This window comes from Microbacterium lacus (assembly GCF_002812805.1).
In the GTDB taxonomy this organism is placed as follows: Bacteria; Actinomycetota; Actinomycetes; order Actinomycetales; family Microbacteriaceae; genus Microbacterium; species Microbacterium lacus_A.
Genome location: NZ_NMUM01000040.1, coordinates 157,767 through 181,600, shown reverse-complemented (window position 1 = coordinate 181,600; position 23,834 = coordinate 157,767). Strand labels below are relative to the sequence as shown.

Annotated in this window: 20 protein-coding genes; 11 read left to right on the top strand and 9 right to left on the bottom strand. The window is 68.3% G+C overall.

Annotated elements, in window-relative coordinates; translation table 11 throughout:
• Window positions 1–113 precede the first annotated feature (113 nt).
• On the top strand, window positions 114–332 hold the full coding sequence (locus tag CGU34_RS14085; protein ID WP_157811330.1) for a hypothetical protein: 219 nt from the start codon (window positions 114–116) through the stop codon (window positions 330–332).
• A gap of 127 nt (window positions 333–459) precedes the next feature.
• On the opposite strand, the gene CGU34_RS14080 is transcribed toward CGU34_RS14085, so the two are convergent.
• From CGU34_RS14080 to CGU34_RS14065, 4 genes are read right to left on the bottom strand one after another with little or no spacing between them, the layout of a single operon-like run.
• Complete coding sequence (locus tag CGU34_RS14080) at window positions 460–720, bottom strand: type II toxin-antitoxin system RelE family toxin (RefSeq protein WP_100814434.1); 261 nt, start codon at window positions 718–720, stop codon at window positions 460–462.
• On the bottom strand, window positions 717–959 hold the full coding sequence (locus tag CGU34_RS14075) for a type II toxin-antitoxin system prevent-host-death family antitoxin (RefSeq protein ID WP_232711685.1): 243 nt from the start codon (window positions 957–959) through the stop codon (window positions 717–719). The genes CGU34_RS14080 and CGU34_RS14075 overlap by 4 nt, the downstream gene beginning before the upstream one ends.
• 58 nt (window positions 960–1,017) lie before the next feature.
• Entirely contained in the window at window positions 1,018–2,091 is a 1,074-nt protein-coding gene (locus tag CGU34_RS14070) for a threonine aldolase family protein (RefSeq protein WP_100814432.1), read from the bottom strand.
• 41 nt (window positions 2,092–2,132) lie between these two features.
• Window positions 2,133–3,524 (bottom strand): DUF6421 family protein, encoded by a 1,392-nt coding sequence (locus CGU34_RS14065; protein ID WP_100814431.1) that lies wholly within the window; start codon window positions 3,522–3,524, stop codon window positions 2,133–2,135.
• Between the two features lie 149 nt (window positions 3,525–3,673).
• On the opposite strand from CGU34_RS14065, the gene CGU34_RS14060 reads away from it, so the two are divergent.
• Window positions 3,674–4,120: an Lrp/AsnC family transcriptional regulator gene (locus CGU34_RS14060; RefSeq protein ID WP_100814525.1), complete on the top strand. Its 447-nt coding sequence runs from the start codon at window positions 3,674–3,676 to the stop codon at window positions 4,118–4,120.
• A gap of 12 nt (window positions 4,121–4,132) precedes the next feature.
• Here CGU34_RS14060 and CGU34_RS14055 read toward each other — a convergent pair whose 3' ends face one another.
• Window positions 4,133–4,660: a hypothetical protein gene (locus CGU34_RS14055; protein WP_100814430.1), complete on the bottom strand. Its 528-nt coding sequence runs from the start codon at window positions 4,658–4,660 to the stop codon at window positions 4,133–4,135.
• 214 nt (window positions 4,661–4,874) lie between these two features.
• Entirely contained in the window at window positions 4,875–6,143 is a 1,269-nt protein-coding gene (locus CGU34_RS14050) for an IS256 family transposase (RefSeq protein WP_100809674.1), read from the bottom strand.
• 179 nt (window positions 6,144–6,322) lie between these two features.
• Here CGU34_RS14050 and CGU34_RS14045 point away from each other — a divergent pair, with 179 nt between their 5' ends.
• The gene (locus tag CGU34_RS14045; protein WP_232711684.1) at window positions 6,323–7,891 is read left to right on the top strand and encodes a bifunctional phosphatase PAP2/diacylglycerol kinase family protein; all 1,569 of its coding nucleotides are present in this window, start codon (window positions 6,323–6,325) and stop codon (window positions 7,889–7,891) included.
• A 17-nt stretch (window positions 7,892–7,908) separates the two neighbouring features.
• Here the strand turns inward: CGU34_RS14045 and CGU34_RS14040 are convergent, their stop codons facing one another.
• The 3 genes from CGU34_RS14040 to CGU34_RS14030 form a co-directional block, all read right to left on the bottom strand.
• Complete coding sequence (locus CGU34_RS14040) at window positions 7,909–8,397, bottom strand: SprT-like domain-containing protein (RefSeq protein WP_036300770.1); 489 nt, start codon at window positions 8,395–8,397, stop codon at window positions 7,909–7,911.
• Window positions 8,398–8,466: 69 nt separating this feature from the next.
• Entirely contained in the window at window positions 8,467–8,994 is a 528-nt protein-coding gene (locus CGU34_RS14035) for a hypothetical protein (protein WP_036300767.1), read from the bottom strand.
• A 104-nt stretch (window positions 8,995–9,098) separates the two neighbouring features.
• Window positions 9,099–9,983 (bottom strand): spermidine synthase, encoded by an 885-nt coding sequence (locus tag CGU34_RS14030; protein WP_036300764.1) that lies wholly within the window; start codon window positions 9,981–9,983, stop codon window positions 9,099–9,101.
• 136 nt (window positions 9,984–10,119) lie between these two features.
• On the opposite strand from CGU34_RS14030, the gene CGU34_RS14025 reads away from it, so the two are divergent.
• The 8 genes from CGU34_RS14025 (at window position 10,120) to CGU34_RS13990 (ending at window position 23,824) form a co-directional block, all read left to right on the top strand.
• A complete protein-coding gene (locus CGU34_RS14025) occupies window positions 10,120–10,896 on the top strand; it encodes a 5-oxoprolinase subunit PxpA (RefSeq protein WP_036300762.1) in 777 nt (258 codons plus the stop codon).
• The gene (locus CGU34_RS14020) at window positions 10,890–12,542 is read left to right on the top strand and encodes a 5-oxoprolinase/urea amidolyase family protein (RefSeq protein ID WP_198517816.1); all 1,653 of its coding nucleotides are present in this window, start codon (window positions 10,890–10,892) and stop codon (window positions 12,540–12,542) included. The genes CGU34_RS14025 and CGU34_RS14020 overlap by 7 nt, the downstream gene beginning before the upstream one ends.
• Before the next feature lie 502 nt (window positions 12,543–13,044).
• Window positions 13,045–16,536, top strand: coding sequence for a DNA-directed RNA polymerase subunit beta (rpoB, locus tag CGU34_RS14015; protein ID WP_036299506.1), 3,492 nt, complete (start codon window positions 13,045–13,047; stop codon window positions 16,534–16,536).
• A 78-nt stretch (window positions 16,537–16,614) separates the two neighbouring features.
• Entirely contained in the window at window positions 16,615–20,487 is a 3,873-nt protein-coding gene (locus CGU34_RS14010; RefSeq protein ID WP_100814429.1) for a DNA-directed RNA polymerase subunit beta', read from the top strand.
• Between the two features lie 243 nt (window positions 20,488–20,730).
• Window positions 20,731–21,381 carry a hypothetical protein gene (locus CGU34_RS14005; RefSeq protein ID WP_051513630.1) on the top strand — a complete coding sequence of 217 codons (651 nt, stop codon included), beginning with the start codon at window positions 20,731–20,733 and terminating at the stop codon, window positions 21,379–21,381.
• Between the two features lie 224 nt (window positions 21,382–21,605).
• Window positions 21,606–22,601: a hypothetical protein gene (locus tag CGU34_RS14000; RefSeq protein ID WP_036299498.1), complete on the top strand. Its 996-nt coding sequence runs from the start codon at window positions 21,606–21,608 to the stop codon at window positions 22,599–22,601.
• A 2-nt stretch (window positions 22,602–22,603) separates the two neighbouring features.
• Window positions 22,604–23,077 carry a hypothetical protein gene (locus CGU34_RS13995; protein WP_051513632.1) on the top strand — a complete coding sequence of 158 codons (474 nt, stop codon included), beginning with the start codon at window positions 22,604–22,606 and terminating at the stop codon, window positions 23,075–23,077.
• A 72-nt stretch (window positions 23,078–23,149) separates the two neighbouring features.
• On the top strand, window positions 23,150–23,824 hold the full coding sequence (locus CGU34_RS13990; protein ID WP_036299513.1) for a hypothetical protein: 675 nt from the start codon (window positions 23,150–23,152) through the stop codon (window positions 23,822–23,824).
• The last annotated feature ends 10 nt before the right edge of the window (window positions 23,825–23,834 follow it).

Here is a 23,834-nt window from a genome sequence, read left to right as displayed (position 1 = left end):
TGCTGGGCCTCACGATGGGAGGCGGGTACTTGGGTGGAATCAGCGGTCTTGGGGCATCGATAAGAGCGCTCGTCGCGCTCGTGATCATCGACAGGGTCCGGGGCGGACGGGTTGTGTCAGCTGCCATCACTGTTTCCGGAGCGGTCGTCGGCGGCGCGGCGGGCGCTGTGGTCCCGTGGGTCGTCATCGTCTGGGGGAACATCTCGTCCGGGTATACCGACGGGTTGACGGGGTTGATCCCGCTCGGATTCGCGTCGACGGTCGGTGCGGCAGCGCTGGTCGGCGTCGCCGTCGCCGTGCGCGATGCTCGAGCCTCGCGAGCGGCGGGCTAGACCGCGCTCGTGACCCGCGCGACCCCCGCGGGCAGTGTCGCGAAGATGGCGTACGCCTGCGTCGGCCGTCTGGACGCGACGCCCCGAATCGAGCCATCCGCGATCCCCGCCTCGAAGCGACCCTGGGTCAGCCCTTGTAGACCTCGCGTCGGTGAGCGGCTCGAACGACGGTGACTGTGAGTTGTTCGTCGATGACGTCGTAAATCACGCGATAGTCGCCGACCCTGATGCGCCAGGCCGTTTGCTCTCCGACGAGCTTCTTGCTTCCGCGCGGTCGCGGGTCGTCCGCCAAGTCTTCTATCGCGTCAAGAACACGATCGCGCGCCGGTTTCGGGAGTTTTCTGATCTCGCGGGCGGCCGCAGAACTGAGGTCGACCGCATATCTCACGACGACAGTTCGTTCCGCAATTCACTCAGCGTGACGCGTTCGCCGTCGTCGGCGGACTTCGCAGCCTGGTAGGCGGCGACGTCTTGAGCCATCTCGAACTCCTCGAGCGCCTCCAGATCGGCGGCGCTAACAACGACCGCGGCGAGCTTGCCGTTGCGTGTGATGCCGATTCGTTCGCCTGCGTACATGGCGCGCCCCAGCACGTCGGAAAGTTGCGCGCGCAGGTCGCGCGTCGACATTTCGTCCGAAAGTGTGTCCATAGTGGTAACTATAGCACTTGTGTACACAGTGGTTCGGCTAGTTGACCGCGCTCGTGACCCGCGCGATGTCGGCAACGAACGCGTCGATGTCGTCCTCGTGCGTGTCGAAAGAGCACACCCAGCGCACCTCGCTGAGCGAAGCGTCCCAATCGTAGAAGCGCACCCGCTCACGTAGCTGGTCGGCGACCCCGGCGGGCAGCGTCGCGAAGATGCCGTTCGCCTGCGTCGGTTGGCTGAACGCGACACCCCGGATCGAGCCATCCGCGATCCCCGCCTCGATGCCCGCGCGCAGTCGCGTTGCCATCGCGTTCGCGTGCGCGGCGTTCCGCAGCCACAGATCGCCCTCGTACAGGGCGATCAGCTGCGCCGACACGAACCGCATCTTCGACGCGAGCTGCATGTTGAGCTTGCGCAAGAATTTCAGACCCTCGGATGCCTCGGGATCGAGCACGACGATCGCCTCCGCGAGCATCGCCCCGTTCTTCGTGCCGCCGAGGCTCAGCACGTCGACGCCCGCGTCGCGCGTGAAAGCGCGAAGCGGCAGATCGAGTGACGCGGCGGCATTCGACAGGCGGGCGCCGTCCATGTGCAGACGCATGCCGAGCGAATGCGCGTGGTCGGCGAGCGCGCGGACCTCATCCGGTGTGTACACGGTGCCGAGCTCGGTCGACTGCGTGATCGAGACGACGAGCGGCTGGGCGCGGTGCTCGTCGCCCCAGCCCCACGCCTCGCGATCCACGAGTTCGGGCGTGAGCTTTCCGTCCTCGGTCGGCACGGTCAGCAGCTTGATTCCGGCGACCCGCTCGGGCGCCCCACCCTCGTCGACGTTGATGTGTGCGCTCGCGGCTGCAACAACCGCGCCCCACCGCGGCAGCATCGACTGCAGCCCGACGACGTTCGCTCCCGTGCCGTTGAAGACGGGGAACGCCTCGGCGCCCGCGCCGAACTGGTCGACCATGACCTCGTTCAGGCGTGCGGTGTACGCATCCTCGCCGTACGCGACCTCGTGGCCCTCGTTCGCGGTCGCGATCGCCGCGAGCACTTCGGGGTGGATGCCGGAGTAGTTGTCAGAGGCGAAGCCGCGCACGGCGGCGTCGTGGAGTCGGGTCACGCTCTCAGCCTAGATCGGGGGATGCTGGCGCCAGGCCGCGCTCAGGCATCGCCGCGGATGCCGGTCGTGGACGCGATGACCGGTGCCATCTTGCGGTCGAGGGCTTCGTAGAACATCGACAGGGGGAACTCGTCGTCCATGACCGCATCCGTGAAGCCCTTCGGCGGACCGATCAGGATGTCGCGCGGCAGCCCCGCGGCCCAGGTCGAGCCCGGGTGGGGTTCCAGCACGCCGCGGATCAGCTCGTATGCCGCCAGCCAGTGGGCGGTCTTCGGGCGATCGATCGAGCGCCAGTAGAGCTCGTCGATCGCGTCTCCGAGGGCAACAACGGCCGCGGGAACGCCGTCCCAATCGAAGCTCAGCGAGGTGTCGGTCCAGTGCAGCACCCCGCGCTGGTGCAGCCAGGCGAACAGCAGCTGGCCGCCGAGCCCGTCGTAGTTGCGCACCCGCGACCCCGTGATCGCGAAGCGGAAGATGCGGTCGAAGATCACCGCGTACTGCACGAGACGCGCGTGATCGAGCGTCTCGGCGTCGTTCGAGCCCGCCTCGGTCAGGCGCTTCTCGATCGCGACGCATTCCCGGAACGCGGTCAGGTCGCACCGCAACTCTTCGAGCGAGTAGAGGAAATACGGCATCCGTTGCTTGATCATGAACGGGTCGAACGGCAGGTCGCCGCGCATGTGGGTGCGGTCGTGGATCAGGTCCCACATCACAAAGGTCCGCTCGGCGAGGGCCTGGTCGTCGAGCAGGCGGGCCGCTTCGGCGGGCAGTTCGAGGCGCGTGATCTCCGCCGCGGCGCGGACGACGCGGCGATAGCGGGCTGCCTCGCGGTCCTGGAAGATCGCACCCCACGTAAAGGTCGGGATCTCGCGCACCGCGACCGTCTCGGGAAAAAGCACCGCCGAGTTCGTGTGATATCCGGGTGTGAAATCGATCAGGCGCAGCGAGACGAACAGCCGGTTCGTGTAGTCGCCGGCCTCGAGGAGGGCGATGAACTCGGGCCAGATGGTCTCGACGATCAGCGCCTCGACGTACCGGTTGCTCGATCCGTTCTGCGTGTACATCGGAAAGATGACGAGGTGTCGCAACCCGTTGACGCGGTGCTGTTGGGGCTGGAAGGCAAAAAGCGAGTCGAGGAAGTCCGGCACTCCGAAGTCGCCGCGCACCCAGCGCTCGAAGTCGCCGACGGACGCCTCGAGGTACTCCGCATCGTGGGGGAAGAGCGGGGCGAGCTCACGGATGCCGTGCACGATCGCGTCGACAAGCCCGGCAGCCCCGGCGTGCTGCGTGTGATCGGGGATCGAGCCATCGTGCGCCTGCAGCGTCTGCAGGTCGACCGCGGCGTGGCGCAGCGAGATCCAGGCGAGGCTCGTCTCGACGTCGCCCACAGGGCCCGCAGCGGTGTCGCTGTCCAGGGTTGTGTCGATCGTCATGTCCGTCTCCGTTCCGTGCTGCGCCCCGCGCGGGCATCATCTCGAGAATTGTAGGAACTCGTGTGGCCACACTGCTTGCCGACAGGAAAATGTCCGGTTGATATGCTCGCCGCATGGAAGATCAGGATGCGCCGCGTCACCCAACGGCGCTGGACGACCCGGTCGATCTGTCGATCGTGCGCGAGATCTCGCGAGACGCCCGCGCCACCCTCGCGCAGCTCTCGGTTGCCGTCGGACTGTCGGTTTCGGCCGTGCAGGCGCGGATGCGGCGACTCGAGACCCGGGGTGTCATCGCCGGGTATCGCGCCATCGTGGACGTCGAGGCCGTCGGCAAGCCCCTGGCCGCGTTCATCGAGATCACCCCGCTCGATCCCGCGCAGCCCGACGATGCCCCCGAGCTGCTCGAACACATCACCGAGATCGAGTCGTGTCACTCCATAGCGGGCAACGCGGCGTACATGCTCTTCGTTCGGGTCGCGTCACCGCGCGCACTCGAGACGCTGATCCGGCGCATCCGGGGCGTCGCGTCCGTGAGTACGCGCACGACGGTCGTTCTGCAGACGTTCTACGAGAACCGGCCGATCCTGCCCGGGTAGGTCTGGCGGGTCTCAGCCGGCGGGTGCGACCCCAGCCGCGTCCGTCGTGTCGAGATCATGCACCCACGTCGGGGCGAGGGCCCGGATGCGCAGGGCCCGCCATTGCCACGCCGCCCAGAGTCCGGGCCAGAGCAGGGGAGCGGTGCGGCCGCCGATGGTGAGGCGCTCGCGCCACAGAGTTCGCGCGGGGTCGCCGGGTGCGGGTGAGACGGCGAGCTGGTGGTCCCAGACATCCAGCGAGGCGAGCGGTCCGGTGAGGGGGATGCCGCTGTCCCGGAAGATGCGCACCGGCCCCCGCGAGTCCTCCGCGATCCTGTCACTCGCGTGGATGAGCTGCCGGCCCATCGGCACGATGCCGCCGATCGACATGTCGACGACGGCATCCGTTCCCGGCTCCCACCGCGTCGGCAGGCCGCCCGGCTCGGCGGATTCGAGGCGGACGAGCGATCCGTATAGCTCGGCCACGGCTCGGGGGGAGTGCAGGGCCCGCCACGCGGCATCCGCGTCGCAGTCGATCACGAGCTTGAGCAGGATGCGCATCTCCCCAGTGTCGCACCGGGGCTGGTGGCTAGGCGGTGCTGTCGGGGCGGCCTCGGCCGTATTTGCGTGAATCTGAAAGGAACGGTGCGGTCTGATGTGACTGGTGAGGCGATTCCAGGCCCCTCGCGGTCCGATATTCCTGTCAGATTTACGTCGGACCGGGTCAAGTCCCGTGTTGTGGTGTCAATCCGGCTGCTTCCTTGATGGGTGAGGGTCAGGCGGTGAGGAACAGGTCGGGGCGCTCAGGCTCGGCGTGGTCTTGGAGTGTGTGGACGAGTTTGCGCATGGAGATGTCGGAGAGGTAGCGGCGTTCACCGTATTGCCATTCCTCGTGCTGCTCCTGCAGGACGGCGCCGATGAGGCGGGTGACGGAGTCGCGGTCGGGGAAGATCTGCACGACGTCGGCGCGGCGTTTGATCTCACGGTTGAGGCGCTCGATCGGGTTGTTGGACCAGACCTTCTGCCAATGCTCACGCGGGAGCGGCGCGAATCCGGTGAGGTCTGCTTCGGCAGCATTGAGCATGTCTGCGATCTCCGGGAACGACCCGCGGAGGGACGTGGAGACCTGGTGATACTGGGCGATCACGGCCTCGGGGGTGGTCTGCGCGAAGATCGTCGAGATCAGCGCGTTGACGGGCTTGGAGCGTGCCGATCCGAGCTTCTGGGTGACGTTACGAGCGAAGTGGACGCGGCATCTCTGCCAGCCCGATCCGGGGAGGATCGCTTTGACGGCGGCTTTGATGCCGGCGTGAGCGTCGGACGTGACGAGGGTCACGCCGAGCGGGTCTGTGTCGGTGGAGACTTTCAGACCGCGGTCGCGGAGGGAGCGGAGGAACTCGGTCCAGAAGTCCGTCGTCTCCGCGTCGCCGAGAGCCATCCCGAGGATCTCCCGACGGCCGTCGCCGCTGACCCCGGTCGCGACGATGAGGGCTTGGGAGAGAACCCGGCCACGGTGGCGCACGTCGAGGTAGGTGGCGTCCAGGAACAGGTACGGGAACCAGGTGTGATCGAGCCGGCGGTGCAGAAACTCGTGCACCACCTCATCGATCTCGGAGCAGATGCGGGAGACGGTGGACCGGCTGATGCCGGTGTCGTTGCCCAGCGCGCGGACGAGCTGGTCGACCTTGCGGGTGGAGACTCCGTCGATCCAGGCCTGGCAGATCACCGCGTAGAGCGCCTTGTCGACACGGCGGCGTGGGCTGAGCAGGCTCGGGAAGAACGACCCCTCCCGCAGCTTCGGAATCTGAATGTCGACCTCCCCCGCGGGCGTGGCGAGCGTCTTCGCGCGAGCACCGTTGCGACGCGTGGTGCGCTCCGCCGTGCGTTCGTAACGGGCCGCGCCGATCTTCGCGGTCGCTTCCGCGTCAACAAGGTCCTGCAGCCCCGCCTGCAGCATCCGACGGAACACGTCGGAATGGGCGAGGTCAGGATCGGCGAGGACTTCTGCGATCAGGGTCGTCAAGGCAGACTGATTCTGGGTCATCGTGGGATCTCTTCTTTGCTTCTTGGCGGAAACAACTGGTCATCCCACGATGGCCCTCCTACGTCAACGACGACGAGAACCCCGCAGGAATTGACACCAAGCTACGAGACGCACCCTCGGACCGGGGACTGCCGCCCCGAGGACTCCCGCCCTGCGGGCCCGGAGCGTAGCCTCGGGGGATGCGTTTCGGCACCCTGCGGCATCCGTTCATCGCCCACCGCCGGACGACCGTGATGCCGCGGTGGGTGCGCCGGGCGGATCGGTCCGCCAACCGTCGTGTGAATGCCCGGCACGATCGGCGCGCACTCGACAGCGGGTACCGCCGCCTCTCGCGCGCAGCAGACCGCGGACGGCTCTGGTTCGTCCTCGCAGGCGTGCTCGTCGTCTCCGGACGCTCGCGGGCCGCGCTCCGCGGTGTCGCCTCACTGACGGTGGCGAGCATCATCGCCAACCTCATCGGCAAGAAGCTGTTCGGCGGCTCGCGCCCGGTCTTGAAGGACATACCGGTCGGCCGACGTCTCGCCGCCTACCCGACGTCGGCGTCGTTCCCCTCGGGTCATTCCGCGAGCGCCGCGGCATTCGCCACCGGAGTCGCGGTCGAGGCACCGCTCGCCGGGGCCGTGGTGGCGCCCCTCGCTGCCGCGGTCGGATACTCGCGCATGCACGTGGGTGCCCATTGGCTCTCGGATGTCGTCGGGGGCTTCGCGATCGGTGCGGGAGTGGCGCTCGTCGGTCGCGCCCTCGTGCCCGCGCGCCCCTCGCCCGAGGGTCCGGCGCCGGAGCGGGGCGAGCGCATCGACCTCCCGTCGTCGCCAGACGGTGAGGGAGTGCTCATCTTCGTGAACCCTTCGTCGGGTGTGGAGGTCATCCGCACCGACCCCCGCAGCGAGATCGAAAAAGAGCTACCGAGCGCACGGCTGAGCGAGCTCGACCCCGACGATCCGCCGTCCGCCGTCGTCGCTCGCGCCCTGGCGAGCGCATCCCCTCCGCGGGTTCTCGGAGTCTGTGGCGGGGACGGGACGGTCTCGACACTGGCCGCGGTCGCGCGCGAGACGGACCTTCCCCTGCTGGTGCTGCCGGGCGGGACCTTCAATCATTTCGCCCGCGCCGTCGGTGCCGAGACGGTGGAACAGGGCATTCAGTCTCTCCGCGACGGGCGGGGGATGCGCGTCGCCGCCGCCGAACTGTCGACCGGCGGACAACCCGTGACTGTTCTCAACGCCGGATCCGTGGGCATCTATCCGGACTTCGTCGCGCGGCGCGAGGGCTATCGGGACCGTCTGGGTAAGTGGCTCGGGGGCGTCGTCGCGGCCTGGGGTGTGCTGCGCGAAGCCGAGCCCATCGAGATCGAGCTGGATGGCGAGAGGATGCGCGTCTGGTCGGTGTTCGCCAGCGTCGGTCGCAACGACCCGCAGCGGATTGCGACGATGCGGCGCTGGAGTGTCGATGACGATGTGCTCGACGTCCGGGTGCTGCACGCGCGTGGACCGCGGTATCGCGCGGTCGCCTCCCTCGCCTTCGGCCGACGGACCGCTGCTGTCGCGCGAGCGCTGCACCTGATGCCGCGCTCGTCCGACATCGAGCGTCGCCTCGTGCGCGAGCTCACGCTGGCGGTCTTGCCCGTGGATGGTTCGATCCCGGTTTTCGTGCACGACGGCGAGCTCGAGACACGCCTCGACGAGGACGCCGACGGCCGGTACGAGATCAGCTTCCGGATGATCCCGAGCGACCTGCGCGTGTACGCCTGAGCGGCTGAGGTCCAGCCTCAGCGTTCCTGCATCGCCGCGAGGCGCTCGGCGCGTGAGATCTCGCGCTTCTCCCACCGGAACAGGAAGCGTTCATCGAATCGCGGCGCGCACTTCACACACGAGGCGGGTCGGGTCGGGCGTCGGTGCCGGTGCGCGAGGTGCCCCGCGGGACACACGCCGACCCACGGGGCGAGTTCGATCGCGGTCTCGCCGGCGTGCGTTGTGCCGCCCACGTAGCCGAGGTTCCGGGCGACCTGCTTCCACCGTGGCCCGTGGCCGGCGGCCGGACCCGCGATCGCGTGTGCGACCTCGTGCAGCAGGGTCTGGTGGTTCGTGTCGTCGTCATAGCGTGCGGACAGGTAGCGCGAAACGCTGATCCGCTTGCGCGTGTAGTCGCAGAGCCCTGCGCGGCGCTTGGCGTTGTCGAATCCGAACGACCACGAAGCATCCAGGTGGAGCGAGATGAGGGCGTCGGCCCAGGTGCGCACGCGTTGCAGATCGGACATGTCGAAAAACCTAAACCGTCCCTACGACATCGGCCGCGGAGGTTTGCGGGGCGCTCGTGAGAGGTGTCGTCAGCTCGCGACGGACGAGCGTGCGCGACGGCGGTCCGCGGCGTCGACGGCGAGCAGCGTCGCCTCGAGCTGCTCATCCGGGGCGCCGGACTCCTGACGGAGGAAGAGGGCACGCTTGAAGTCGCGACGCGCGGACTCGTAGTCGCCCGCGTCGTAGTGGACCTTGCCGCGGTGCTGGTACGAGAACGCCGCGATGGCAGACCAACCCTGGCCTTCTGCCTCGCCCGCGCACGTCGACAGTTCGTGCTCGGCAGCGGCGTACGCTCCGCGCCACTGCTGGACGGTGGCGTGCAGGATGCGGGCGCGCAGCAGATCCTTGCGCGTTCCGGCCATGCGGGCCACGCGCACGGACTCGTCCGAGATGACGTTCGCCTCTTCGAGACGGTCGAGCACCTTCAGCAGCCAGACGCGCTCGAGCAGGGCGGGAAGGCTCCGCTGGTCGCCGAGTTCCAGCAAGCGCTCGCGGCACTCGTTCATGTCTACGATCTCGCGCAGTGTTTCGGGGTCGTACCCGTGGATATAGCTCACCGTGACCTCCTCACCGCGTGTTTCGCTCCTCCAGTGTGCAACGCGGGGGCGCACAACCGGCCGAGCCGCGCCGGGCGCGCCGCTGCTCGCTTCGTGTTGTTTTCTCAGCGGTCGAACAGCGACGACGACGGGGCCGGAGAATCGGTGGCGTCGGCATCCGTCGTGACAGTGACGCCCGCGACGAACGCATCCAGCTCCGCACCCTCGGCGACCTTGGCGGGGTGCGGGCCGGCGGCCATCAGGCGCGGCAGCCAGGCCGTCGGAAGTTTGGCGGCGGATGCGGCGATCACCAGGTTGCCGAAGCGCCGACCTTTCAAGACCTGCACCTCGGCGAGCACGATGACGTTGGGCAGCACCTCGCGCACCGTCGCGACTTGGCGGCGGGCGTAGCGCAGGCCGGGTCCGTCGGCGATGTTGACCAGCAGCACGCCGTCGGGAGCGAGTACGGCCGCGGCCGCGCGGTAGAACTCGACCGAGGTCAGGTGGGCGGGGGTCTGCGCCCCCGCGAAGACGTCCGAGATGAGCAGGTCCACGGTGCCGACGAGTCCCGCGGGCAGGCGCCCGAGCACCGCGCGCGCGTCGCCGATTCGGACACGGATGGATGCGCCGCTCGGCCCCCCGCTCGGGAACGGCAGTTCGGCACGGACGAGGTCGACGAGGGTCGGCTCGATGTCGACGACCTGCTGGCGGGACCCGGGCCTCGTCCACGCGATGTAGCGGGGCAGGGTCAGCGCCCCGGCGCCGAGGTGCACGGCCGTGAGGGGTTGCCCCGGGAGCTTCAGCCTGTCGATGACGGCGCCCATGCGGGCGATGTATTCGAAGTGCAGGTGTGTCGGGTCGTCGAGATCGACATGGGATTGCGGGGTGCCCGCGACATCCAATTCCCACCCTGTCGTGTACGGCGAGGGCACGACGCGAGCGATCGAGCCGTCCGACAGGCGGGTCGAGGGAGCGGATGCCTCGTCGTCGCCGTCACGCTTTCTGCTCACTCGCCCACGCTATAGCCCGAGGGTGCCCCTTCTGGCGCGAGGGTGCCCGTTCGGGCACGCGAGGGTGCCCGTTCCAGGCGCGAAGGTGCCCGTTTGTGCATCCGACGAATCGCGACGCGCTGGTTATGGTGGTGCCGTGCACACCTCGACCGCGGACGCTGCATCCGTGGACCTCAACGCCGACCTCGGCGAGAGCGTCGACGGCGTGGCCACGGCGGATGACGAGGCGATGTTTGCCGTCATCTCGAGCGCGAGCGTCGCGACGGGTGGACACGCGGGGGATGCCTCGTCCATGCGCCTCGCGGTCGAACGGGCCGCGCGACACGGCGTGGCGGTCGGCGCGCACCCGTCGTTCCCGGATCGCGCCGGGTTCGGCCGCGCCGCGATGCGCCTCGCGCCCGCTGACCTGACCGCGGTGGTGTCGGCACAGCTCGGAGCCTTGGTCGGGGCCGGGGCAGACATCCGCTACGTCAAGCCGCACGGCGCGCTGTACCACGCGGCGGGAGCGGATCCCGATCAGGCGCGGGCGCTCGTGCGCGCGGTTCTCGATCTCTCCGATTCCGTTGGGCGAGCCGTGCCGGTGCTCGCGCTCGGCGATGCGCTGGCCGATGCATCCGCGGCCGCCGGCCTGCCCTTCGTTCGTGAGGCGTTCCTCGACCGCGGGTACATGTCCGACGGCACCCTGGTGCCGAGGGGGATGCCGGGGGACCTGCTCCACGACCCGGCCACCGTCGCCGAGCGCGCGGTGCGTCTCGTGCGCGACGGCGTTGTCGAGGCGATCGACGGCACGCTCGTCGTGGTTGCGGCGGCCTCGCTCTGCCTGCACGGCGACACCCCCGAGGCCGTGGCGATGGCCCGTGCGGTTCGCGCCGCTCTCGACACCGAGCGGATCGGCGTGCGTCCGCCATGGTGAGCGGCCCGGTCGGGGTGGGTGGTCTTGCGGGGGTGCAGATCCTGCCGATGGGGGAGCGCGCGCTGCTTGCCGAGGTCGACTCCGTCGCCGAGGTGCTGGCCCTCGGCGCGGCGCTCGCCACTGCGCCGATCGCGGGCATCGGCGACCTCGTGCCCGCGGCGTGCACAGTTCTCGTCCCCTTCGATCCCGCACAGATTGCCGCAGCGAGCGTGCGCGCGTGGATCGAGCGAGCGTGGTCCGGGCGGGCAACGGTCGAGGGGACGAATGCCTCGGGCGCACGGTCGCCGACTGGTGCGGTCGTGCTCGACATCACCTACGAGGGCCCTGACCTCGCCGAGACCGCAGAACTCCTCGGCCTCGGCCCCGGGGAGCTCGCCGAACGGCACGAGCGCGCCGAGTGGACCGTGGCATTCACCGGGTTCGCGCCCGGCTTCGGATACTTGACCAGCCCGGCCTGGACGTTCAATGTGCCCCGGCTCGACTCTCCCCGGACTCGCGTGCCGGTCGGTGCCGTGGGCCTGGCCGGCGGATTCTCCGGCGCCTACCCGCGCGAAACCCCGGGCGGCTGGCGGCTGATCGGCACGACGTCCGCATCCTTGTTCGACCCGTCCGCCGCGAGGCCGGCGCTGCTGAGCCCGGGCGATCGCGTGCGGTTCCGGCGGGCGGCTTCGGGCGCGGCGGCGCGTGCGGAGGCGGTGGCCACGGAGGTCGAGAGGCCCGAGGCATCCGTCCCGCCGTTGAGCGCGCCGCACGCACCCGTGGCGATCGAGGTGCTCGAGTCGGGGTTGCTCGCGACCGTGCAGGACCTCGGCCGTGTCGGCCACGCCTCGATCGGGGTCGCGCGTTCGGGCGCCCTCGACCGCGGCGCCCTGCGCATCGCCAATCGTCTCGTCGGCAATCCCGAGGGCGCCGCGGCGGTCGAGGTGGCGATGGGCGGCTTCCGCGCCGTGGCCGAACGCGATGTGTGGATGGCGGTGACCGGCGGCTTCGGACCGGTCGCGATCGACGGGCGCCCCGTCGACGTGTACGAAGCGCACGAGTGGCGGCGCGGATCCGAGCTGCGGATCGGATGGCTCGAGCACGGCGCGCGTGCCTACCTCGCCGTCCGTGGGGGCATCGAAGCGGTGCGCGCTGCCGACGGCGGCCACGGCGGGTCCGTGCTGGGTTCGCTCTCGACCGACACTCTCGCCCGCCTGGGGCCCGACCCACTCCGTGCCGGGGCGCGGCTCGTCCTCGGGCGCTCGCCGCAGACCCCGGTGCCCCCGCTCGATGTCGCCCCGTGGGGGCCGCCGCCCGACGAGCTGGAGCTCGAACTCGCCCGGGGTCCGCGCGAGGCTTGGTTCGAGGCATCCGCTCTGCGTCTGCTCTTCGAGGCGGTATGGACGGTCTCGGGCGATGCGGATCGGGTGGGCGTGCGGCTCGGCGGTCCGGAGCTCGTGCGAACGACTGCGGGGGAGCTGCCGAGCGAGGGCATGGTGCCGGGCGCTCTGCAGGTGCCGCCAGGAGGACGGCCGACGGTGCTGCTCGCCGACGGGCCGGTCACGGGTGGGTATCCCGTGATCGCGGTCGTGACGGAGGCCTCGATCGACGCTCTGGGCCAGGCCCGCCCGGGCTCGCGCATCCGGTTCCGTCACGCCCGGCCGTAGCCCCTCCTGCTCCTGCCCCCATTTCCGCGAGTGCATCACCTCCGCTCGAGTGCACGGCTTGGACACGGTGCGCAACCCGTGCACCGGGCGCTAAGTCGTGCACTCGGCGAGGCGGTGAAGGTTGAGGTGCCACCGGCCGCGCGAGATCGCCGGATGCCGCCGAGATCGCCTGTTGTTCACAGGGGATATCCGGCGGGCTCGGTGCGAAACGGCGGACTCGGCGAAGGAGGCAGCCACCGGCGGGAGAGCAGGGAATAGGAAGCGGCGCGCGCGGTTATACCGTAGGAACCAACACTCGTCAAGAATCCGACTGGACAGTCGGCCATTCGCGACGTATAGTTGTTGTTTGCGCTCCTAGATTCCCCCTGCCCTCATATGGTGGTCGGCTGTGCCTGCGTGCCCCCCGCGAAAGCGGCGTGCGGCCCTCTGGTTTCGGGGAAGGCGAGCAATCCACCCACGACGAGGAAACACGAGCCCTTCGGGGCCCATGGAGGTTTTTCCCTTGGCCGCTGCGCGCAACGCATCCACCACCACCCCCAAGACCGGTCGCGGAGCATCCCGCCTCTCGTTCGCGAAGATCTCTGACACGCTGACGGTCCCCGACCTTCTCGCGCTGCAGACCGAGTCCTTCGACTGGCTCGTCGGAAACGACGCCTGGAAGGCTCGTGTCGCCGAGGCGAAGAGCATCGGTCGTACCGACGTTCCCGAGATCAGCGGCCTCGAGGAGATCTTCGAAGAGATCTCGCCGATCGAGGACCTCTCCGAGACGATGCAGCTGTCGTTCACGAACCCGTACCTCGAGCCCGAGAAGTACTCGATCGAGGAGTGCAAGGAGCGCGGCAAGACGTACGCCGCCCCGCTGTACGTCGAGGCCGAGTTCATGAACCACCAGACCGGTGAGATCAAGACCCAGACCGTCTTCATGGGCGACTTCCCCCTGCAGACCGGCAAGGGCACGTTCATCATCAACGGCACCGAGCGCGTCGTCGTCTCGCAGCTCGTCCGCTCGCCCGGTGTGTACTTCGACAAGACCCCCGACAAGACGTCCGACAAGGACATCGTGTCGGCGCGCGTCATCCCGAGCCGTGGCGCCTGGCTCGAGTTCGAGATCGACAAGCGCGACCAGGTCGGCGTGCGCATCGACCGCAAGCGCAAGCAGTCGGTCACCGTGTTCCTCAAGGCGCTGGGCCTCACGAGCGAAGACATCATGACCGAGTTCGCGGGCTTCGACTCCATCGAAGAGACCCTCGCCAAGGACACGATCGTCACGAAGGAAGATGCGCTCCGCGACATCTACCGCAAGCTCCGTCCGGGCGAGCAGGTTGCCGCCGAGGCCGCGCGTGCGCTGCTCGACAACTTCTACTTCAACCCGAAGCGTTACGACCTGGCAAAGGTCGGTCGTTACAAGATCAACCAGAAGCTCGGTCTCGACGAGCCGCTCTCGGCCTCGGTCCTGACCGTCGAGGACGTCGTCGCGACGATCAAGTACCTCGTCCGCCTGCACCGCGGCGACGCGACCTTCCCGGGTCTGCGTAACGGCAAGCCGGCCGAGATCCGCATGGACATCGACGACATCGACAACTTCGGTAACCGTCGCATCCGCGCCGTCGGCGAGCTCATCCAGAACCAGGTCCGCACGGGTCTGTCCCGCATGGAGCGTGTCGTTCGCGAGCGCATGACCACGCAGGACATCGAGGCCATCACGCCGCAGACCCTGATCAACGTGCGCCCCGTCGTCGCCGCGATCAAGGAGTTCTTCGGAACGTCGCAGCTCTCGCAGTTCATGGACCAGAACAACCCGCTCGCGGGCCTGACCCACAAGCGTCGCCTCTCGGCGCTCGGCCCCGGTGGTCTGTCGCGTGAGCGCGCCGGCGTCGAGGTTCGTGACGTCCACCCCTCGCACTACGGCCGCATGTGCCCGATCGAGACCCCGGAAGGCCCGAACATCGGCCTGATCGGATCCCTCGCATCGTTCGCGCGCATCAACGCCTTCGGCTTCATCGAGACCCCGTACCGCAAGGTCGTCGACGGTCTCGTCACCGAGCAGATCGACTACCTGACGGCCAGCGAAGAGGAAGACTTCATCGTCGCCCAGGCCAACGCGCCCCTGAAGGCCGACGGTCACTTCGTCGAAGAGCGCGTGCTCGCCCGCAAGAAGGGTGGCGAGGTCGACCTCTTCCACCCCGAAGAGATCGGGTACATGGATGTCTCGCCGCGCCAGATGGTGTCGGTCGCAACATCCCTCGTCCCCTTCCTCGAGCACGACGACGCACAGCGCGCCCTCATGGGTGCCAACATGCAGCGTCAGGCCGTGCCGCTCCTGCGCAGCGACTCGCCCCTCGTCGGAACCGGTATGGAGGGCTACGCGGCCATCGACGCCGGTGACGTCGTCACGGCCGAGAAGGCCGGTGTCGTCATCGAGGTGTCGGCGGATGTCGTCACGCTCCAGCTCGACGAGGGTGGAACGCAGGAGTACTACCTGCGCAAGTTCGACCGCTCCAACCAGGGCACGAGCTACAACCAGCGCGTCATCGTCTCGGCCGGCGACCGTGTCGAGGTCGGTGCGGTCATCGCCGACGGCCCCGCGACGGAGAACGGCGAGCTCGCGCTCGGCAAGAACCTGCTCGTGGCGTTCATGCCCTGGGAGGGTCACAACTTCGAGGACGCGATCATCCTGAACCAGAACCTGGTGAAGGACGACACCCTCTCGTCGATCCACATCGAGGAGTACGAGGTCGACTCGCGCGACACCAAGCTCGGCAAGGAGGAGATCACCCGTGACCTCCCCAACGTCGCGCCCGACCTGCTGAAGGACCTCGACGAGCGCGGCATCGTGCGCATCGGCGCCGAGGTTCGCCCCGGCGACATCCTGGTCGGCAAGGTCACGCCCAAGGGTGAGACCGAGCTGTCGGCCGAGGAGCGTCTGCTCCGCGCGATCTTCAACGAGAAGAGCCGCGAGGTTCGCGACACGTCGCTGAAGGTCCCCCACGGTGAGCAGGGCACGATCATCGCCGTCAAGGAGTTCAACGCCGAGGACGGCGACGACGAGCTCGGCTCGGGCGTCAACCGCCGCGTCGTGGTCTACATCGCCCAGAAGCGCAAGATCACCGAGGGTGACAAGCTCGCCGGTCGTCACGGCAACAAGGGTGTCATCGCGAAGATCCTGCCCGTCGAGGACATGCCCTTCATGGCCGACGGCACCCCCGTCGATGTCGTGCTCAACCCGCTCGGTATCCCCGGTCGCATGAACTTCGGTCAGGTTCTCGAGACCCACCTCGGGTGGATCGCGAAGCAGGGCTGGAAGGTCGAGGGCACCCCCGAGTGGGCCGCCAAGCTGCCGCAGGAAGCCTTCGAGGCCGCCCCCGGCACGAAGGTCGCGACCCCGGTGTTCGACGGCGCGAGCGAGGCCGAGATCCAGGGCCTGCTCGATGTCACCACGCCGACGCGCGATGGCGACCGCCTGATCGACGGCACCGGTAAGGCGCTGTTGTTCGATGGCCGCTCGGGCGATCCGTTCCCCGCACCGGTCTCGGTCGGTTACATGTACATCCTGAAGCTGCACCACCTCGTCGACGACAAGATCCACGCACGTTCGACGGGCCCGTACTCGATGATCACGCAGCAGCCGCTGGGTGGTAAGGCGCAGTTCGGTGGTCAGCGATTCGGTGAGATGGAGGTCTGGGCCCTCGAGGCCTATGGCGCCGCCTACGCACTGCAGGAGCTCCTCACGATCAAGTCCGACGACATCCTCGGCCGCGTCAAGGTGTACGAGGCCATCGTCAAGGGCGAGAACATCCAGGAGCCCGGCATCCCCGAGTCCTTCAAGGTGCTCATCAAGGAGATGCAGTCGCTCTGCCTGAACGTCGAGGTCCTCTCGGCGGATGGCACGGCGGTCAACCTCCGCGACACGGATGACGAGGCTTTCCGCGCCGCGGAAGAGCTCGGCATCAACATCTCCAGCCGGTTCGAGTCGTCGTCCATCGACGAGATCTGACCCGTCCCAGGTTCAGGGATCGTCCCGATTCCGGCCCGACTCACGTAACTGACTTAAAGATTCGACACAGGAGAACACGTGCTCGACGTAACAACTTTTGACGAGCTTCGCATCGGTCTCGCCACCGCCGACGACATCCGTCGTTGGTCCTTCGGCGAGGTCAAGAAGCCCGAGACCATCAACTACCGCACGCTGAAGCCCGAGAAGGATGGCCTCTTCGGAGAGCAGATCTTCGGACCCAGCCGTGACTGGGAGTGCGCCTGCGGAAAGTACAAGCGGGTCCGCTTCAAGGGCATCGTCTGCGAGCGCTGCGGCGTCGAGGTCACCAAGTCCTCGGTTCGTCGTGAGCGCATGGGCCACATCGAGCTCGCCGCGCCCGTCACGCACATCTGGTACTTCAAGGGTGTCCCCTCGCGCCTCGGCTACCTGCTCGACATGGCGCCGAAGGACCTCGAGAAGGTCATCTACTTCGCGGCGTACATGGTCATCTCGGTCGACGACGACGCTCGTCACGCCGACATGCCGCAGCTCGAGAACGAGCTGCGCCTCGAGCTGAAGACGCTGGGCGACCAGCGGGACTCCCGCATCGCGACGCGCCTGCAGACGCTCGAGACCGAGCTCGCCGCTCTCGAGGCCGAAGGTGCCAAGGCCGACCAGAAGAAGAAGGTCAAGGACGCCGCCGAGAAGGAGATGGGTCAGGTCCGCAAGGGCTTCGACGAGCAGATCACCCGTCTCGAGCGCGTCTGGGAGGACTTCCGCAACCTGAAGGTCGGCGACCTCAAGCCGGAAGACGACGTCTTCCAGGAGCTGCAGGATCGCTACAGCCTGTACTTCGAGGCCCACATGGGCGCCGAGTCGATCCAGCGTCGCCTCGCGGCGTTCGACCTGGCCGCCGAGGCCGAGAACCTGCACCTGCAGATCTCGGAGGGCAAGGGCCAGCGCAAGATCCGTGCGATCAAGCGCCTCAAGGTTGTCAACGCGTTCCTCTCGACGGGCATGAGCCCCGCCGCGATGGTGCTCGACGTCGTCCCGGTGATCCCGCCGGAGCTTCGCCCCATGGTGCAGCTCGACGGTGGCCGCTTCGCGACATCCGATCTCAACGACCTCTACCGCCGCGTGATCAACCGCAACAACCGTCTTCGTCGTCTGATCGACCTCGGTGCCCCCGAGATCATCGTCAACAACGAGAAGCGGATGCTGCAGGAGGCCGTCGACGCACTGTTCGACAACGGCCGCCGTGGTCGCCCCGTGACCGGTACGGGCAACCGCGCCCTGAAGTCCCTCAGCGACATGCTGAAGGGTAAGCAGGGTCGGTTCCGTCAGAACCTGCTCGGCAAGCGCGTCGACTACTCGGGCCGTTCGGTCATCGTCGTCGGCCCGCAGCTGAAGCTGCACCAGTGTGGTCTGCCCAAGCAGATGGCCCTGGAGCTCTTCAAGCCGTTCGTCATCAAGCGCCTGATCGATCTCGGTCACTCGCAGAACATCAAGGCCGCCAAGCGCGCCGTCGAGCGCACGCGCCCCGAGGTCTGGGACGTGCTCGAAGAGATCATCCGCGAGCGCCCCGTGCTGCTCAACCGCGCGCCCACGCTCCACCGTCTGGGTATCCAGGCGTTCGAGCCGCAGCTCGTGGAGGGCAAGGCGATCCAGCTGCACCCGCTCGTCTGTGCCGCGTTCAACGCGGACTTCGACGGTGACCAGATGGCCGTCCACCTTCCGCTGTCGGTCGAGGCCCAGGCCGAGGCGCGCATCCTGATGCTCGCCTCGAACAACATCCTGAAGCCCTCCGACGGTCGTCTGGTCACCCTGCCTTCGCAGGACATGATCATCGGCCTGCACCACCTGACCACGGTCAAGAAGGGTGCTGCCGGAGAGGGACGCGCGTTCGGTTCGGTTTCCGAGGCGATCCTGGCCAAGGACGAGGGAACCCTCGACCTGCAGGCCGTCGTGCGCATCCGCATCCCGGGACTGTCGTTCCTCGAGGGCGAAGCGCCCGAGGGCTACGAGCGTCACGGCCTGGTCGAGTCGTCGCTCGGACAGGCGATCTTCAACGACACGCTCCCGAAGGGCTACCCCTTCGTGCGCGACGTCGCCGACAAGAACAAGCTGTCCCAGATCGTCAACAAGCTCGCCGAGGAGTACCCGGCCGAGGTTGCAGCGACGCTCGACCGCATCAAGGACGCCGGCTTCTACTGGGCCACCCGTTCGGGTGTCACGGTCGCCCTCTCCGACATCCTGACGCCGCCGAACAAGGCGGAGATCGTCGGACGTTACGAGAAGGACGCCGCGAAGGTCCAGGACGACTTCGACATGGGCTTCATCGATGACTCCGCGCGCCGCAAGGAACTCATCGACATCTGGACCAAGGCCACCGACGAGGTGCAGGTCGCGATGCGCGAGAACTTCCCGGAAGACAACACCATCAACCGCATGGTGTCGTCGGGTGCTCGTGGTAACTGGCTGCAGATCCGCAACATCGCGGGTATGCGAGGCCTGGTGAACAACCCCAAGGGTGAGATCATCCCGCGCCCGATCATCTCGTCGTACCGTGAGGGTCTGTCGGTCGCCGAGTACTTCATCGCCACGCACGGTACCCGTAAGGGTCTCGCCGACACCGCTCTGCGTACCGCCGACTCGGGTTACCTGACCCGTCGTCTGGTGGACGTCTCGCAGGACGTCATCATCCGCGAGGATGACTGTGGCACCGGCAAGGGCCTCGAGTACACGATCGCCGCCCCGGCTGCCGACGGTGTGCTCGTGCGCGACAAGAACGTCGAGAACTCGGTGTTCGCTCGCACGCTCGCCTCCGACGTCGTCGACGGCAAGGGCGAGACTGTTGCCTCGGCCGGTGACGACGTGGGCGACGTGCTCATCGACCGTCTGATCGAGCTGGGCGTCGAGTCCATCAAGGTGCGGTCCGTCCTCACCTGTGACTCGGCCGTCGGCGTCTGCGCGAAGTGCTACGGCCGCTCGCTCGCGACCGGAAAGCTCGTCGACATCGGAGAGGCCGTCGGCATCATCGCGGCCCAGTCGATCGGTGAGCCCGGAACGCAGCTCACGATGCGTACCTTCCACACCGGTGGTTCGGCCTCGGCCGATGACATCACGCAGGGTCTGCCCCGCGTGCAGGAGCTCTTCGAGGCCCGTACCCCCAAGGGTGCGTCGCCCATCGCAGAGGCCGCTGGTCGCATCACGATCGACGAGACCGATCGCGCGAAGAAGGTCATCATCACGCCCGATGACGGCGACGAGCCCAAGGTCTACCCGGTCCTGAAGCGTGCGACGCTTCTGGTCGAGGACGGCCAGCACGTCGAGGTCGGCGAGGCACTGCAGGTCGGTACGCGTGACCCGAAGGACATCATGCGTGTCCAGGGTGCCCGCGAGGTGCAGAAGTACCTCGTCAACGGCGTCCAGGGTGTATACCGCTCGCAGGGTGTGCCGATTCACGACAAGCACATCGAGGTCATCGTTCGCCAGATGCTGCGGAAGGTCACCGTGGTCGACCACGGCGACACGACGCTGCTGCCCGGTGAGCTCGTGGACTCGCGTCGCTTCATCGACATCAACCGCCAGACGGTCGTCGAGGGCAAGCGCCCCGCGTCGGGTCGTCCGGAGCTGATGGGTATCACCAAGGCGTCGCTGGCGACCGAGTCGTGGCTGTCGGCCGCCTCGTTCCAGGAGACGACCCGCGTGCTGACCGAAGCGGCCATGCAGGGTAAGAGCGATCCCCTGATGGGTCTCAAAGAGAACGTCATCATCGGAAAGCTCATCCCGGCGGGTACCGGCCTCGGCAAGTACCGCAACGTGGTCGTCGAGGCGACGGAAGAGGCCAAGAGCGAGCGTTACCCGAACCGGGTATTCGCGTCCGACGGTGTCTACTCCGAAGCCGACCTCGGGTTCGTCGATTTCGACAGCTTCTCGACGGATGACTTCACGCCCGGTACCTACAACTAAGTAGTGCCAAGAAAGGGGGTCCGCTTCGGCGGGCCCCCTTTTTGCGCGCCCGCCCCCGCGAGGGTGCCCGTTCCCGACCGCGAGGTTGCCCGTTCCCGACCGCGAGGGTGCCCGGTCCACGCGCGAGGGTGCCCGTTGGTCGCGTGGTCCACCGCGTTGCGAACGGATTACGTCGCGGCAGAGGCTTAGCCTGGGCGCGGGGAACGTTCGGGGCTAGGGGGCAGGCGGGACAGGAGGCCACGGGTGGCGAAGATCGGGGGACGCAACACGGCGTTCGCGTGGCTCGTCGGTCTCGTGAGCCTCGCGGTCGTCGCGGGCCTCGTCTGGCTTGCCGCACCGATGACGCCGGTGGTGCTCGCATGGACGGGGGGTGTCGTCGACGGTGCGCTGAACCCGCGGCCTGCGGCGTCGGTACCCGAGCCGACGCCATCTCTCACCGAGACTCCGCCGCCACCCGCGAGCGACGACGAGGCTGGAGCGCCCACGACGTGCGGTGACCTCTACCCGAGAGCATTGTGGGATCAGCTCAAGGCCGCGAAGGGCACATCCCTCGACGAGTCGATCGGATACCCGCCGTCTTCCGTGGCGGGCCTGCCGGAGGCTCTCGGCGCGCAGATCACGCTCGGCTGCGCCTGGACGGATGGCGCGGGCACAGCCACGGTCACGGTCGCCGACGTCAGTGCCTCCGCCGTGGAAACAGCGCAGAGCGTCCTACCCGCGACGGGATTCGTGTGCACACCCCTGGAGGATGGCGTCCGTTGTGATCTCCCGGCCGGTGACACGTCCGCCGCGGAATCCCATGTGCTGAGGGGCGGGCGCTGGCTCGCCGTTATACGGACGTTCCCGGGCCCCCCGTTCGATCAGGCGAGCACCGAGGCGCGCGTGTGGCAGTGAGTCGTTCGCGCACCCTGTCTGGAAGCGCCGAACGGGCACTGTCGCGCGTGGAACGGGCACTCTCGGCAACAGGAACGGGCACTCTCGCGCTCCAGATGAAGGGCATCCGAAACACGACGGCATGCCTGCCCGGCCTTGCCGCGACACCGGGGTAGCCTGAGCCCCGCGGGGAGCGCCCCGCAGAGACCGGGCGGGTTGACCGTCCCCGCGTGAGGAGCACACCCATGAGCGACGCCAGCAAGGAGCCCGGCGCACCCGTCGAGGACCCGCGGCCGGTGGATGACGTCGTGGGCCGCGCACACGAGGGCCTGGCAGACGCCGAAGCCGCTCAGCGCGACATCACCCCGACGTCATCGCGAGGCGAGTCGACGTCATCGCGAGGCGAGGACATCGACTATGCGATGTACGAGGCCGCGGCGACGCCCGACTCGTCAGACGCGAAGCCCGCCGATGCCGCAGCCACGGCCGACGCGGATGCGCCGACCACGGCCTATGCGTCCGGCTCCGACGCTCCGACCACGGCATACGCGTCCTCCGGTCTCGCCGCCCCCCTCGCCGCGCCGGCTCCGGTGACGGCGAGCGAGCCCGCAACCGAGGCGTACGTTGCGCCCGCCGCCGCAGCCCCGGCAGCTTTCGCGAGCCCCCAGCCGATCTTCGTGCAGGCTCCTGAGCCGCCCCGCCCGCGCGGCAACCGTGCCGCGGCCGGCCTGATCGGTCTGCTGGCGGCTGTCAGCTTCGCGGTGCTGTACCTGGGTGCGGCCCTCGCGATCGGCCTGCTCGATCGCTCGCTCACGTTCGATACCGTCGTCGATTCCGCGATCGAAGGCCTCACGTCGTGGTGGCTGTGGATCACGACCGCCGTCTTCTTCATCGGTTTCTGGCTGCTCGGCGCGATCATCAACCGCGGGCGCTGGGCGCACTGGGTCGTCTGGGGGTTGCTCATCGGGTTCGTCGCCTACGGCGCACACCTGGTCGGTCAGCTCTTCCAGGCACCGTTCTGGCAGCTCACTCGGACTGAAGGCGCGGACCTCGTCGAGGCGCAGCTTGTTGCACCTCTCGCCTTCGCTGCCTTCGTCATCGGGCGCGAGCTCACGATCTGGTTCGGGGCGTGGGTCGCCGCGCGCGGTCGCCGCGTGAGCGAGCTGAACCTCGAGGCGCAGCGCGAGTACGAGCGGACCCTCGAGGCAGGCCCCACGCTGGCTCGTTCCGCCCAGGGCTAGACATGGATGAGGCGGGCGCGGCCGATCGGCGGCGCTCGCTGACGATCCTGGCGTTCGCTGCGGTCGGCTTCGTTGCGCTCCTGATCGCAGGTCTCGGGGTCGTCAGCCTCGCGCTCAACGCTTCCGTCATCTCCGAATCGGGGATGACGCAACTGCCCGGCATCCTCGGCACGGTGTTCGCGATGATCGGCTTCGCGGCTGTCACGTACACCGCCCTGGTGCGGCGCGCGAGCATCGGTATGGCGGTGCTCGCGGGCTTGACCGCGGCACTCGGCTACGTGGTCGGTGTCGCCGTCGGCGCGCTCGTCTCGGGCATCGACCCTCTGCGGGCCTTCGGGGTCGCGGCCGGGCTTGCGGTCTCGTGGCCGATGCCCGTGATCGCCGTCGCGGGCATCGTGTCGGCCGCGGCCGCGCTCGCGGTCGTTCGCGCCGGACCCGGTGGCGCGCGGTGGCCGTGGGAGCGCAACGACGACTGAGAAGGGCGCCACGAGCGCGCCGATACGCGGATGTCTGTCATGTCGCGGCATCCCGGTACTACCGTTGGTCCCGTGGAGCGGTCTTTGGAGACGCAGGTCAGCGGGGCGGTCGACGCCTGGCTGCGCTGGCTGCCGCGCTGGGAACCCTCCACGCACCGCGGCAGGGTCGCTCCCTGTCGCCGGTGTTTCGGGTCGCCGGTGCTGTCGGCGGCGGGCCTCGGCTCCGACGTTCCGCATGCCGTTCAGCACGGACTGTCGACCCGCATCAAGGCGATCGTCGACCAAGCTGTGGCCGTGTACACGTCGCTCAACCTGCCGATGCTGCAGGCCGAACTCGATCAGCAGGCCGCCCGTAACCGGGCGCGCAGCTATCGCCCGGCCGAGGGTCTCGAACCCGAGTACGAGGGTCTTCCGATGGATCCGGATCCCGTCGCGGGAGCGCCCTTCCTCTTCACGATCTCGGGACTGGCGCAAGAGGTCGACGCCGAGGTCCCGGCACTGCCCGCTCTGACCGACGCGGCGAAAGCCGCCCTGCGCCAAGAGGTCGGGCTGGCCGACGATTACGCCAACCTGATCGGCCGCGAGGTCTGCGCCATCCTGCTCCATCATCGACTGCGGATCCAGGCGGCCGTCACGCGCTACGTCGAACCCCAGGTCGACGCCCTGCTCGCCGAGCTGTCGCAGTCGCTGGATGCGCCGTTCGATCCCGGTATGCCCCCGTTTCCGGCCCCGGGCCCGGACGCCTAGACCCGTTGCC

What these genes read in the sequence shown, in the direction of transcription:
- CGU34_RS14040 (WP_036300770.1), bottom strand. Translation starts at nt 8,397, where the DNA reads ATGTCCGATCTGCAACGCGTGCGCACCTGGGCCGACGCCCTCATCTCG.
- CGU34_RS14065 (WP_100814431.1), bottom strand. Translation starts at nt 3,524, where the DNA reads ATGACGATCGACACAACCCTGGACAGCGACACCGCTGCGGGCCCTGTG.
- CGU34_RS14050 (WP_100809674.1), bottom strand. Translation starts at nt 6,143, where the DNA reads ATGACCCAGAATCAGTCTGCCTTGACGACCCTGATCGCAGAAGTCCTC.
- CGU34_RS14055 (WP_100814430.1), bottom strand. Translation starts at nt 4,660, where the DNA reads ATGCGCATCCTGCTCAAGCTCGTGATCGACTGCGACGCGGATGCCGCG.
- CGU34_RS14020 (WP_198517816.1), top strand. Translation starts at nt 10,890, where the DNA reads ATGGTGAGCGGCCCGGTCGGGGTGGGTGGTCTTGCGGGGGTGCAGATC.
- CGU34_RS14075 (WP_232711685.1), bottom strand. Translation starts at nt 959, where the DNA reads ATGTCGACGCGCGACCTGCGCGCGCAACTTTCCGACGTGCTGGGGCGC.
- CGU34_RS14045 (WP_232711684.1), top strand. Translation starts at nt 6,323, where the DNA reads ATGCGTTTCGGCACCCTGCGGCATCCGTTCATCGCCCACCGCCGGACG.
- CGU34_RS14000 (WP_036299498.1), top strand. Translation starts at nt 21,606, where the DNA reads ATGAGCGACGCCAGCAAGGAGCCCGGCGCACCCGTCGAGGACCCGCGG.
- CGU34_RS13995 (WP_051513632.1), top strand. Translation starts at nt 22,604, where the DNA reads ATGGATGAGGCGGGCGCGGCCGATCGGCGGCGCTCGCTGACGATCCTG.